Origin of the sequence: Paenibacillus gorillae, from assembly GCF_000513275.1 — a bacterium.
GTDB lineage: Bacteria > Bacillota > Bacilli > Paenibacillales > Paenibacillaceae > Pristimantibacillus > Pristimantibacillus gorillae.
In genome coordinates, this window is sequence record NZ_CBVJ010000078.1 from 19,665 (window position 1) to 32,178 (window position 12,514).

11 protein-coding genes and 1 pseudogene are annotated in these 12,514 nt (G+C 47.9%); 4 read left to right on the forward strand and 8 right to left on the reverse strand.

Annotation, left to right across the window (positions count from 1 at the left end):
* Positions 1-50 precede the first annotated feature (50 nt).
* Both TY10_RS28875 and TY10_RS13490 read left to right on the forward strand, forming a co-directional pair.
* On the forward strand, positions 51-578 hold the full coding sequence (locus TY10_RS28875; RefSeq protein WP_052350538.1) for a hypothetical protein: 528 nt from the start codon (positions 51-53) through the stop codon (positions 576-578).
* 21 nt (positions 579-599) lie between these two features.
* On the forward strand, positions 600-1,502 hold the full coding sequence (locus TY10_RS13490) for a TIGR01777 family oxidoreductase (protein ID WP_042164316.1): 903 nt from the start codon (positions 600-602) through the stop codon (positions 1,500-1,502).
* A gap of 83 nt (positions 1,503-1,585) precedes the next feature.
* On the opposite strand, the pseudogene ltrA reads toward TY10_RS13490, so the two are convergent.
* Positions 1,586-2,846: pseudogene (gene ltrA / locus TY10_RS13495) on the reverse strand (group II intron reverse transcriptase/maturase).
* 938 nt (positions 2,847-3,784) lie between these two features.
* Between ltrA and TY10_RS13500 the strand changes: the two are divergent.
* Together TY10_RS13500 and TY10_RS13505 are read left to right on the forward strand one after the other, a co-directional pair.
* On the forward strand, positions 3,785-4,510 hold the full coding sequence (locus TY10_RS13500) for a hypothetical protein (RefSeq protein WP_042164318.1): 726 nt from the start codon (positions 3,785-3,787) through the stop codon (positions 4,508-4,510).
* Between the two features lie 65 nt (positions 4,511-4,575).
* Entirely contained in the window at positions 4,576-5,160 is a 585-nt protein-coding gene (locus tag TY10_RS13505) for a hypothetical protein (protein WP_155985859.1), read from the forward strand.
* 203 nt (positions 5,161-5,363) lie between these two features.
* Here TY10_RS13505 and TY10_RS13510 read toward each other — a convergent pair whose 3' ends face one another.
* The 7 genes from TY10_RS13510 to TY10_RS13540 all read right to left on the reverse strand — a co-directional run bounded on the left by TY10_RS13510 (position 5,364) and on the right by TY10_RS13540 (position 12,505).
* Positions 5,364-6,974 (reverse strand): DUF6382 domain-containing protein, encoded by a 1,611-nt coding sequence (locus TY10_RS13510; protein ID WP_042164322.1) that lies wholly within the window; start codon positions 6,972-6,974, stop codon positions 5,364-5,366.
* A gap of 12 nt (positions 6,975-6,986) precedes the next feature.
* Positions 6,987-7,502, reverse strand: a complete 516-nt coding sequence (locus tag TY10_RS13515; RefSeq protein ID WP_052350539.1) for an A24 family peptidase — start codon at positions 7,500-7,502, stop codon at positions 6,987-6,989.
* A 3-nt stretch (positions 7,503-7,505) separates the two neighbouring features.
* Positions 7,506-8,471 carry a TadE/TadG family type IV pilus assembly protein gene (locus tag TY10_RS13520; protein ID WP_155985860.1) on the reverse strand — a complete coding sequence of 322 codons (966 nt, stop codon included), beginning with the start codon at positions 8,469-8,471 and terminating at the stop codon, positions 7,506-7,508.
* Complete coding sequence (locus TY10_RS13525) at positions 8,437-10,689, reverse strand: TadE/TadG family type IV pilus assembly protein (RefSeq protein WP_042164324.1); 2,253 nt, start codon at positions 10,687-10,689, stop codon at positions 8,437-8,439. The genes TY10_RS13520 and TY10_RS13525 overlap by 35 nt, the downstream gene beginning before the upstream one ends.
* Positions 10,690-10,718: 29 nt before the next feature.
* Positions 10,719-11,432, reverse strand: coding sequence for a TadE/TadG family type IV pilus assembly protein (locus TY10_RS13530; protein WP_042164325.1), 714 nt, complete (start codon positions 11,430-11,432; stop codon positions 10,719-10,721).
* Complete coding sequence (locus TY10_RS13535; RefSeq protein ID WP_042164326.1) at positions 11,404-11,568, reverse strand: Flp1 family type IVb pilin; 165 nt, start codon at positions 11,566-11,568, stop codon at positions 11,404-11,406. Before TY10_RS13535 ends, TY10_RS13530 begins: the two co-directional genes overlap by 29 nt.
* A gap of 73 nt (positions 11,569-11,641) precedes the next feature.
* A complete protein-coding gene (locus TY10_RS13540) occupies positions 11,642-12,505 on the reverse strand; it encodes a type II secretion system F family protein (protein ID WP_052350540.1) in 864 nt (287 codons plus the stop codon).
* Positions 12,506-12,514: the final 9 nt, after the last annotated feature.

A 12,514-nucleotide genomic window follows, 5' to 3' on the forward strand; every position in this document is an offset into this window, starting at 1 on the left:
ATGTAACCAAAAGCATTCCTTTTCGTTAATAAGGGCAGGAGGTGGTTGTTATGAATACAACAAAGAGAAAGAAAAAGAAAGGCGTAGTTGCTACAAGCGCCGTTCTGCTGGCTATCATGCTGACAGCCTCAGCTTGCGCATCAGGCAATACGGACAAGCCGAACCAGAACAATCAAAGTAATCAGAATCAAGTGACTGAACAGCCTAACGATGCTACGCCTACACCAGATTCCGAAAGCAATGAAACTACAGAAAATGGCAGCAGTAATGGAAACACTAACAACAATGGCGTAACGGAGACCGGAACCGGTTCCCCGGATACTCCAGCAACTGATAAAGGAAACAATGGCACTGACAATGCTGCAGCAATTGCAAAAGAAGGCGTCTACGGCGGACAAGTCGATACGACCAGCATCGAGGTCACTGTGGACGGAAATCCGCTTGTTCTACAGATTACCGATGCCTTTACCGACACATTGAACAAGCTTAAGCCCGATGATAAAATTAAAATCGAATATACCGAAAAAAATATCGATGGTATGACTTTGCTTTACTTAAGCAAGCTGGAGAAACTTTAGTCGATAAAGGATGAGTGGCGGATGCGGGTTGCGATTACAGGGGGAACGGGATTTGTCGGCACAGCGCTTGTAAAAGCACTGCTTGAACGGCAAGATGAGGTATGGATTATTTCCAGAACTGCAAAATCTCCAGGGGCACAGGCAGCCAAAGGTTTGTACTATACGACCTGGACTGAGCTCGCTGAGCAGCCCTCCAAGCTGGAGGGCGTGCAGGCCATTATCAATCTGGCGGGGGAATCGATCAATCAGCGTTGGACAGCAGCTGCCAAACAGCGTGTACTAGACTCCAGACTCCATGCAACCGTACGCGTCGCACGCATCGTTCAAGAACTTAGACAGAAGCCGGAGGTCGTTATTAACGCCTCCGGCATTTCTGCATACGGCAGCTCATTAAGCGAAACCTTCGACGAGTCGAGTCCGATGAATACGACCGATTTCTTGTCTGGTGTCGTTAGACAATGGGAGAAAGCTGCTAACGCTATTGAAGTGGAACGACTAGTCAAGCTCCGCGTTGGCGTTGTCTTGAACAATAAAGGCGGAGCATTCCCGCTAATGGCGCTGCCCTATAAGCTATACGGCGGAGGACCGATTGGAAGCGGAAAGCAGTGGCTTTCATGGATTCATCTTGAGGATATGGTCCGGCTTATTCTCTTCTGTCTGGACAATCGCAAGGTGCAAGGGCCTGTCAACGGCTCCGCGCCTGAGCCAGTAACCAATGAGGATTTCGGCCGGGCACTGGGAAAAGCGTTCCACAAGCCGCATTGGTTTCCCGTCCCTGCTTTCCTCATGAAGACTGTCCTTGGAGAAATGTCCTCACTGCTGCTCGATGGTCAGCGTGCGCTTCCGCACAAGGCGCTGGAACTAGGCTTTCAGTTCCGTTATCCGGATGTGGACAGCGCGATGAAGGAATTAGCAGGCTCTTAACAATGATCGAACAATCGAGTAGGAGGGGGCGTCTAGCCCCCGACCTCTCACACCACCGTACGTACCGTTCGGTATACGGCGGTTCATATCCTATTCCGCAATTGATTGTATCTGTCCGTCAGGCTTCTCAGACCGAGGGATAACCAGTATTGGTTATCCAATGATCGGTGGAGAATTGGACTACCTGCAATACGCCAGTATTTCTTCCTCGAATTTCCCCACTCGTATGCCTTTTGTTTCGGGACTCCCAGCGACAGCAGTTTTCTAACCTTCGTCTTTGGTTGCTTCCATTGCTTCCAGACACACATTCGAAGCCTTCTTCTTGTCCATTCATCCAACTCTCGGAACACGCTTTTCGTATCCATTAGTGCATAATAGCCGCACCAGCCTGTCAGATATTGATTTAATTCCTTTATTCGCTTCTCGATTGGGATCGCTTTGCTGCGGGAGGTGATCGTTTTGATCTTTGCTTTGACTCGCTCTAAAGATGGTTTTGCGATCTTTATACGCGGGTTCTCTTTGTCCCAGCTCAATGTAAATCCTAGAAACTTCCGCTTCCATGGGCGGTCTACCGCACTTTTCTCTCGATTGACCCTTAGTTTCAGTTTCCCTTCAATAAATGCGCGAATGGATTTCATCACGCGATGGCCTGCCTTCCACGTTTTCACGTAAATGTTACAGTCATCCGCATATCTCACGAAGCGTGCTTCCTCTTCTCCAGTTCTTTATCTAATTCATCTAGGACGATATTAGATAATAACGGACTAAGCGGACCTCCTTGCGGCGCTCCTTCCGTTGATGCTTGGACAAGACCGCCTTCCATAACTCCCGCCTGCAAATACTTCCGAATGAGCTTCAACACAGTTTTATCTGTAACTCGTTCCGCTAGCTTCGCCATTAGGCGGTCATGATGGATACGGTCAAAGAATTTCTCCAAATCCATGTCTATTACAATACGGTGCCCCTCTTGCATGTAGCTGCGCGCTTTCCTCACCGCATCATGTCCTCGCCTTTGTGGGCGAAATCCATAGCTTTGTTCGGAGAACGTGGGGTCAAATACAGGAGTTAGTACTTGCGTCATCGCCTGTTGGATGAGTCGGTCTGTCACGTAGGTATCCCTAATAGCCTTGTTCCACCATTCGGTTTCGGGATTTCGACCCGACGGACTGGACTAGGCTCATAGGTTCCGTTTCGTATGCTTTCGCGAATCGCTTGCCAATTTTGTACGATGTGTCTGCGTAAGTCTTTTACCGACATGCCATCTACGCCATGACTTCCCTTGTTCGCTTCGACCCTTGCTAGAGCCGACAGCATGTTTGCTCGTGACAGCACTTCCTCGATCATCTTTCGATACACTCCCTGCGTGAACGATTCTTCTCTTTGTGCCGCAGATGGACTCTGCCCTTCTGAGTACCCTCGCGTATTCACCGCTACTTTCCTCAGATAAGTCCCTTCAAAAAAAACGGGGATTGTCTGCTTTCAACGCCCATCCACGAACGCCAAGTTGATCCGTTCCTATTCCATGTTCAGCCCTTCCGCGAGCTGTTGCAACAGCCTGCGTACTATGGCCTCTGCTGACTTCTGTACGTTCAGCTTGTCCTCGCGAACAAGGTTACGAAGTTCACTTCGCTCTCGTACAGATCTCCCCAGGTAAGAACACTATCTTCCTCTCCATCTATCTGCTCCATTTACTCTCGTACGCCTTCGGCAGTATGGACTTTGACTTGTAATGCAGTCTCATCCAACGTACGTTAGCCTTGTATGAAGTTCGTGTTCCTCAGACCGGAGATTTGCCGCCGGCTTCCTTCAGATTCCGCCTCACGGCGGACACCCTTGCCTTAAGCTATGGCTACTACTGCCTTCACCATTCGGGACTTGAACCCTAGAGATAGTGCCCATGCTGGGCGCACATTACTAAAGGGATAAGCCTTTTAAACAGGGCTTATCCCTTTTTTCAATTCCACCCCCAGCTAATGCTCTCCTCCAGAAGACATCAGGATATATTTTGGATGAATGTACCTATGCAAATTTATTTGTTATTCCAAACAGACTTCATCAAAACAAATACACAAAAAAAACAACTTTTTATGGTTAATTATCTTTTTTTGTTAAATCAATAACGAAATTTCCATTGTGGTAATTACAAAATATATTTGCGGTTATTAAGCCACTTCATTGTGTTATCATTAATTCATGTTGTTGTTTAATTTTTACAATAAAGGAGGTTTATCGGGTTTGGTGTACTTCAAATAACAACATACAACTTTCGTGGGGAGGTACTTATGAAAAGAGTAATTAATAAATTGATTACAATCGGTTTAATTGGGGCGATGCTTACTACAAGTGCATCCGTAGTTAGTGCAAATTCAGAATTTTCCGACTATGAAAAGAATGAGTGGAGAGCCTCATACGAACTATCTAAAAAAAATGGCTATATCGTTCAGGATGATAAAATCGATGCCCTATCAGTACCTGATATCATACAACCATTCGCTGAACTACCAGGAACAGGTTCAACAGATTTGAAATTGGTTACATATGCATGGTATGGTGAACCAATAGTACAAGATTCAAAAGAAGGTCAATTTGATCTTATAAAAGATATAACTTTAACTATAGTAGGATCTCTAATAACTCCATTCCGAGCAATTATTCTCTCGGTATTTGATATTACAATTTCAAATATTGACATTCAAAAGACAGCAAAAGCAAAAACTATGATTTCTTATAACTTCCCAACAAAGCAAGGTTTAGTGTATTACAATAATAAATGGAATGTACTTTTTGAAAGTACAAATCGTAATTCTTACAAACACTATTATGGCTATTATACAGATAAAAACAAAAATACTCGTCAAGCAACTAAAGACTTCGTTCCTGCTACTGGCTATTCTGCTGTAAAAGTTGAATCTGCTCCACATTACACTGATCATGCTTATATTACTAACCAAGCATATCTAAACTATTTACAAAACAAGAGATATACCGACGAAGACTGGATGGACTAGTTTCAAAAATTCCAAAGAGACCTGACAGTTTGTTAACAGGTCTCTTTTCTAGGACGGGATGTATCATGAAGAAAACTTTACTATATTCGATTATTCTTTTGTTGGTAACTTTCCAATTAGGATGTCAAAATAATAAATCGAACTCGAATATTTTAACCAGTGAGATTACATATAATTCCGAAGAAAAAGATCTTATAGAAGCAATTAACAAAAATGATTTTAACAAAATTGAGCCTTCCAACTATAAACTAACTAATAGTATTAAACTTCTCAATGACGAAGATGCTGATCGAATTGAATATGAAACTTTTATACAAGAACCTAGAATACCTATGAATAATGTTATAATGTCATTTTATTTAGAACCAACTATGTTACAAAAATTAAACACAAGTAATGTATTTCAAACTAATACTCATAATGACGAAAAATTGAATATAATCCCTAACGGTGAAGTCCAAGGCGCGAGCCTAGCAAGAGCATTCATACTTGATCCGAATAAGATTGACCAAAATTCAATCAATATATATAAAACAATGTACATTAAAATTTCCTATGATAGTGATAACAAGAGAATTGAAGACTACTACAAAGTTTCAGCTACACCTTCTGATGAATTAGATAACTATTTAAAAAATAATACACACTAAAATACTTCAGACAGTAAGAAGACGTTATGATCTAGCGTCTTCTTACTGTAATTATTTCTTAGGAATTGCATCTATGAATCGAAATGTTTTCTCCCCAACTTTGAGGCATAAGCAAAGGTGAAACCTGTAGATTTAGTAATCCCCTCTTAATAAAGCCCTTTTTAATTGTGAAATGAACTTTAAATTTTATTGCATACAGTATCTTAATCATTTCCTCTACAAGGAACTAAGCCATATTTCGGGCCATTTGCCCCTGCCAGCTGAATGCCATCTCCCGCCTCTAACGAATATATCTTGTACGCAATCATCGACTGGCCGTTTAATAGACTTCCGTTGCGCGAACCCAGATCCTTTACTTGATAGACTCCGTTCTTTCGCTCGATTTCGAGATGAAGCCGTGAAATACCTACAGCTTCATCTGCATAATCTACCTGCTCGCCAGCTCTGCCAACGGTAAACCGCTCTCCCTTCCAGTCGAGCCATTCTCTCTTCCCTTCCCATTCCCGGAAGAGTCTGAGTCTTCCCTCCTGCTGCGGCTGAGAACTCCCCAGCAATACGGTCGCTTCGATCTTAGCTGCCGCTTGGGGAGGATCAATTACTGCCACTGCAAAGCGAGCTTCGTTACTTGGCTCCGCTATTTTCGGCGAGGAAGACGAATGAAACTGTTTCTTCATATCCCAAGAAGCAGCCGATTCAGAAGAAACATTTTTTGACCAGGAATGGGCTAGCGGACCGGATTCCGGAATAAAATCTTCCTCCCCTCCATCTTCCGATAGCATGGATAAGGCTGGGCTTCTTAGCCAGATCATCACAACAATAGCCGCTCCTATTAAGGACAAGCCAAGGCTGATATATAGACTGTTTTTCGATGGGGCCGGCAAATACAGAAATCGCCAGACGAAGGCGACTGCGATGAGGACAACAGCAGAAATTACCCATTTTTTCTTGACCGAGTTATCATGTGCCGCAGCATCCGTTTCTTCTATAATTTCCTCCTCGAAGCCTGCCGGATATCCTTTACTAATTGCACTGTTTTCCCTGCCTCTAGTATCGTTTAAGCTTCCGGAAGGCTCCAACTCGAGTTGAATATGCTTGTTCCATACGTCTTCGCTCTTTGCCCGCCAATCGGTATACTCGCTATCCTCGTCTTTTTCCCGTAAGCTGCCTATAGATGTCTTAGCTGCTGTTTCCTTGACCGTAGAAGCCTGTACAAAGCGATCCTCCGGCCCGCTTAACAATTCCAGCAGCGCAACTCGAAGCTCAGCAAGCGGCCAGCGCTTGTCATTGAAAAATTGAAGGAGCCGCTGCAGCCCTTCTCCTTCAAGCTGCCCGACAAAGGATGTCCATCGGACGATGAGAGCCAAGAGATCCCCATGCCCCGAAGAGCCGCCATTCATCATAGGAGCGGCAGCCGAAGGCTCATGAAGCGGCAAATAAGCAATGCCAATATTGTTGAATTGCTCGCCTATGAATATGTACTGATCCCCGAGCATGCAGCCTTCGGGCCTAAGCATATAATGGCTGCATTCCCCAAGCGTCTCCACAACCGCGAGCAATAGCGTATAAAACTGTTCCATCGACAGACGCTGCATTTGCAGGCGATGGGATAGCATCTTTCGACCTGACAGATCGTAACGAAAGGTAATGATGCCATCCATATCCGACCAGTTCATTGGCAGCATGCCCGGAATTTTGCTGTTCATCAGCATTTGAAGCTCAATCTCATCCAATTCCTCCCGGCGGATGACAGGCTCCCGTTCAATAATCATCTCATGTCCCCGGTTCATGGAGAAATCGATTTTAAATGCAGCCACTCGTCTTCCCCCTTAATTCAAAAATGCCGTAATCGCACCTGGCACTGCCGCAAGCATAAACGGGAAGCTTCGCCCGCCTTCAGCCCATGCCGTCCATTGCCCTCGGCGAAGCCTTCCCCCTTGCAGCAAAAACGTTAGTCCGGCGGCGATCATTCTTTTGGCCATTGGCCGTTGCAGCAGTACAATAATCAACCCGATAGCTCCAGCGTACAAAATAGCATACATAAGTGCATAGAGCACCGCTGGAACTCCTATCCATGCGCCTAAAGCTCCGAACAGCTTTACATCGCCGGCACCTATACCTTTGGCAGCGTACAGAAGCAGCAATGGCACAAAACCTGCTGCAGCACCTAAAGCCCCTTGCAGTAATCCATGCCAGCCTCCGTCAACCAAGCGGTAGACGATAGCCGCGGCAAAAAAAGATAGGGTCAGCCGATTCGGAATCAACATGGATCGAACATCGGTATAAAGCGCAGCAGCCAGCAGCACAGCTGCAGCCGCAAACGGAATCGTTATCGGAATGGGCAATGGTTATCCCCCTTTCGGTTTCTTTTCTACACTGAAATGTCTGGACGCTTTCTCCCCCGAGGCTGACGTTGCTGTCAGCTCCCAGATGCCTGGAGTCGTATTCCCGGACACATGCCAAGTCCACTGCACATAGCCGTTAGCGTCAGCTGTTGTTTCGCCAAGATGCTTGGCAGTGCTCTTCCCGCTCTTATATTGGACTTCAAGCGATACACTGGCTCCGGGGCGGGTGAGCGCAACAACAGTTGCCTTTAACCCGGGACGAAGGGGTGTTGGTTCGATCGAGATAATCTGCACAGGTATAACGTCAGCTTCTCCATGGTTGCCCCCGTCTGAGGCGGGAACTGCATCCTCCACCCATACACGCTCTGATGCCTGCTCCCGAAGGCGTATTTTCTTTCCTGTAAAGGGGATCTTCATCGGAAAATCATACTCGGCCTCAATCGTCAGGTAAGGCTCCTGCTTATGCTTCAAATCCGGCAACCCAAGACGCGAAAGCTTGATACGTTCCTTATTAATAACAGCTTCATCTGCATAATGCTGCAGCATCGGCTCTATGGCTGCTCTTCCTAATTCCGTAGCCGCCGTATCGATTAAAGGCAGCCAATCCCCCTGAATGACGGCTGCCGCCGCAGCTCCGGCAGGATCAGGAAGCCATTCCGCCGCTTTGACAGCTATTTGCCCCCAATCCGATAAGTTCGCATTGGCTGGAGTAAACTCCGGCAGCTTATGCTCCACTTGCTGATAAGCCAAATCTACAGGATAAATATGAGCCGCCATTTGCCTTACCGTCTGCGACGCTGCAGACTGAAGCGCCATTTGCGTTGCATTTAACCGGACAAGCACGATAAACACAAGCAGTACAATTAATAAAATCGGCATCACCAGCGCCGCTTCCACAACGATACTGCCCCGCTCACCTTCCCTGCTTTTTAGACTAATAAGACCAGCCAATCGTCTGCGTCGTTTCATACCGGCCGTCGACAACCTTTCCCTGCAGAAATCCGAAACCGCCCATCATCTTATATGCCCCTGGCAAAAACCAAAGCTCCGCCGCTGCCTGTACCTCACCAGTTACAGCTGTAGGCACATATGAGAGCGTAATTCCGCGATTCTGCTCGATAATGGCGATCATCCGGGCAAGCCTCGAAGGACGATCCGCTCCGCCATGCAAAAGCATAAACAGTCTTAAATAGTCGGTGTACGAAATATCAACCTTGGCATACTTCGACAACGGCGCTGCCCCTCGATTCGAGAAATCTACGAAGTCTTCCATCGTTTTTTCCAAGCCGTAAATTAAAGAACAAGAGAGAATAAGCAGCGGATGACCAGCCGACCTGCATTGCACCAGCCCTTCCATCGTTCGAATCCCCATCCGCGCTCCGAAGAGTTCACCGTAAGCCGCAGCTACGTTCGCAGCAGGCTGATAGAAACCGTATAAAATATATTCCGCTTCCTGATTTTGCAAAGCTAGCGATTGCTTTAAAGACTCCGTATCCCCGTCCATAATCATCGACTTCAAGTGCTGCGGCTGGAAAGCGGAAAATCTTGAAATGACATATTCACCTGCATAGACGGAATCTCTCGTCTTCTCCAGCGTATCTGCCATGCCTCCAAACAGACCGCCCATCAAAGAAATAGAAGACTCCGCTTGCTCATGCGCATCATTGGACGACTTCCCGCCTCTTGTCCCGTCTTCAGCTGCCTCATCCCCGCTGGCTTCATGCTGGTTAAACAGCAGATTAGCTTCGTACCGCTGCTTCACCTGTTGAAATTGCGCCCCATGCTCGTCCTCCTCTGGCAGAGACTTCATCCCCTCCAGCATCGCGCGCGCCTGCCGCCAGAGCGAATCAGCTTTCTTCTCCTGTTCCTTTCGCTTCTGCTTCAGATCGTCATTCGACCTCAAATGCCGCCGCTCCACGATAGAGCCGCTTCCCATATACTCGCTGCTGTAACGGCCATAATCTGCAATCAGCCTATTGGCACCGGTAATCAATTGACTGCCAGCTTCCGATTCGGGCGCAAGTACCGCTGCTGACAAAGCAGTAGTAAAACTTTCGGCCGAGGCATCCAGTCGTTCATAGGCCGCAGCATGACTATCCAGCTCCAATCGATATTCGGAGAAAAATTCATCCTGAAGCACCAAATCGCCAGCCGATTCCTGTACATCTTTTATTTCCTGCTCTGTCACCGAAGAGTCATGGCTTGTGTCGGTTCCAGGTATGTCTTGCCCCGCAACACGGTCATAACCGTCATTGTTGGCCTGCCGTTCAACCTCGTCAGCTACTTGCTTCATTTGCATGTTAACTGCCTTGGCTTGTTCCAGCCATTCTGTCCCCGCCGCTAAAAGCGAATCATGCTCTTTCCCCGCTTTCACCCGGATGCTGTCAAGCTGCCGGACAAGCTCCCTTGCCCGCCGCACATAATCTTCTATCTCTCTCGTGAATTTTCGCGCCTTGCCCGCTTCTTCCAGCGCCTCATCAATCCTGACCCATTCCGCATACTGAACATGCTCTGTCGCAAGCTGCTGCGCTGTATTCACTCCTATCGATCGCGAGCCTTCCTCGGGAAGAAGTTTTTTCAAGTCGCTTTCTTCAACACTGCGCACGGCTTCCCACTGTAATTCAAGCACCTTTTGCAGCAGTGCTTCACGCTGCTCGTACAGCTTTCTCAGTCTCTCCAGCAAATCGACTGTGATCGATGCCTCTTTAAGAGGTCCCGCCATTGGAGCGAACTTTGCGGCCAGTTCTATCGTAAAATCGACAGGCGCCTTATATTTCATTTCTTCCATTACTTGCCTCTTGAAAATACGATGAGTGCCTAGAAATTCGGAAGCATTGGCATGTGCCGACACAAGCTCCGGTTGAACGAGACGTATAGCCGGCGCTGAAGCCTTCGCTTTTCGTTCCAGATTCGCTTTGGCAACAAGCTCATAGATTAAATCGCTCTCGGTACCGCCGCGCCCAAACAGGCCGTACCTTCCGTACAATTCACCGTCATAGGCAGACAGCACCGAACGCGCACCAGTCCTTGCCGCATCCTCGGCTGCCTTGTGCAGCGCCGCCATTCTCGCATAATCGATCAGTACGCCTGAAAATAACAGCAGCGAGGACATCATCATTGCCGACAGCACTGTGACCGCTCCATCCGTCCGGAAGAACAATCTTCTAGCCTTTATAGCAAACCGCAAAGCCGCTCCTCCTCTCCCGCCTGATTCATTTACTTGCCGCTATATTTGCCCAATGTCTTGGCTGCACCATCTTTTTCAGTGCCGCCCCACGCCGATTTAAACTTTTCTGTATAGTAACGTACCAAATCGACGGTTCGGATAAACTCAACAGGATCGACAATGCTCGCATTGGCAATAGCTCCTGGCTCCGTACGGCCCAGCATCCTTTCCAGCGGAGCAAGCGAGACTGGCTGCTTGAGACTCACTTTTACCTCTCGCTTCAATAGTCCCCGTTCATAGGCAATCGCGCCTTGAAAATGCGCTAGTTTCCCTTCCCCAAGCCAAGCGGAGCCTCCCGCCAGCTTCCGGGCGGCCAATCCCATGCCCTCCCGTTCTCCAGCAGTCGGCAATTCCAGCATGACTTCATCAGAATCTGATCCAGCAGACAGCCCGAACAATGATTGCAGCGCCTGATCCTCAGCTACTCGCCAGTACAGCCCGTCATAGGCATCGCCCTCCACTATGCCGCTGCGGGTATTCCGGCTGCTATTGTCCCAACTGTAGGCTGTCCGCTCCGCCGTAACCGACGCCGTATAATAGACAATGGTCTGCTGATACAGATAGATGGCGAACAGAACGAAAATTAATACCATCATAAGCAAGACTGGAAATACGATGGCGGACTCCAGTGTGAAGCTTCCTTGCTCACAGCGCAGCTGCTGAAGCCAACGAACTCTAGCTGAAAATTTGATCCGCTTGTTCATCGGCTTTCCCCATCAGGTTCTCGATTAATCCAATAATCCAGTCCTTAAACAGCAGCGCAATAATGATAACGACAGCGATAATCAAAATAATTTCAAGCGTGCCCAGACCGCTCTCCGATCTCCAAAATGAACGCATAGCCCCCGCTGCTTTTTCATCATCTTCATCTTCTATCTTCCTCTCTGCTTTTAGTTTGATTTAACGTCTGCTTCTATCCCATCATCAGCATGGCTGGCGCTGCTACGAAGACCATTAGTACAAGTAAAATCCCGACCAGCGGAAAGACCAGCTTAGAGGATGCCTCCTCGCCTCGTGAACGGGCCACCGCCTTGCGCTTCTCCCAAAGCGAATAGGAAAGCTCCCGCAGTGCAAGCACGAAATGCTCGCCGCCTTTCCGGTAATTAAGCAGCAATACCGTTGTGAAAATAGATACCTCCTGCACCGAGCAGCTCCGATTAAACTTCTCGGCTGCAACAGAGAATGACTCTCCGTTGCTTAGCGAGTGAACAACTTTGCCCCACTCCTTATACAAGGGATGATCTTGGGATTCCTTGCCTTCCTGACAGCGAATCAAAGCCTGCATGACGGTTTCACCTGCCCCGACGAGCAGCATAAGCTTGCTGAGCAGCTCCGGAAGCTCCAAAATAACGGCCTGCTTCCGCTTCTCAATTAACCTTCCTGCCTCCAGCATCGGACGGAGAAACAGCAGAACGCCAATAATGATCCCCATTGCCATTAAAGTCATTTCATCCGCGATCCAAGCAAGCAGCGAGCAAACGGCAATAGCTGCGTAGCCATAAGCGGCAGCGGCTGCTAGCAGCCGCTTCGTCTGATCGAAAGACCAGTCCAAGCCGCGCAGCACAACTTGCTTGGCATGGTAGCTGCTGAGCGGGAGCTGTATCTGCTCATAGATGCCGCTCTTCTCTAGTACTCTCGCAAAGGGATCAATCAGCAGCCAATCCTTGGCATGGTGTGACGCACGCCTATTTTTCCGAAGCCGGATGAGCCTGTCCAGCGTCGGCCTTCCCAGCAGAAGAAGCCATACCGCCATAAGAATCAGCGGGACTGCCGCCATTTCTCACCC

What these genes read in the sequence shown, in the direction of transcription:
- TY10_RS28875 (WP_052350538.1), top strand. Translation starts at nt 51, where the DNA reads ATGAATACAACAAAGAGAAAGAAAAAGAAAGGCGTAGTTGCTACAAGC.
- TY10_RS13490 (WP_042164316.1), top strand. Translation starts at nt 600, where the DNA reads ATGCGGGTTGCGATTACAGGGGGAACGGGATTTGTCGGCACAGCGCTT.
- TY10_RS13500 (WP_042164318.1), top strand. Translation starts at nt 3,785, where the DNA reads ATGAAAAGAGTAATTAATAAATTGATTACAATCGGTTTAATTGGGGCG.
- TY10_RS13505 (WP_155985859.1), top strand. Translation starts at nt 4,576, where the DNA reads ATGAAGAAAACTTTACTATATTCGATTATTCTTTTGTTGGTAACTTTC.
- TY10_RS13520 (WP_155985860.1), bottom strand. Translation starts at nt 8,471, where the DNA reads ATGAAACGACGCAGACGATTGGCTGGTCTTATTAGTCTAAAAAGCAGG.
- TY10_RS13530 (WP_042164325.1), bottom strand. Translation starts at nt 11,432, where the DNA reads ATGAACAAGCGGATCAAATTTTCAGCTAGAGTTCGTTGGCTTCAGCAG.
- TY10_RS13535 (WP_042164326.1), bottom strand. Translation starts at nt 11,568, where the DNA reads ATGCGTTCATTTTGGAGATCGGAGAGCGGTCTGGGCACGCTTGAAATT.
- TY10_RS13540 (WP_052350540.1), bottom strand. Translation starts at nt 12,505, where the DNA reads ATGGCGGCAGTCCCGCTGATTCTTATGGCGGTATGGCTTCTTCTGCTG.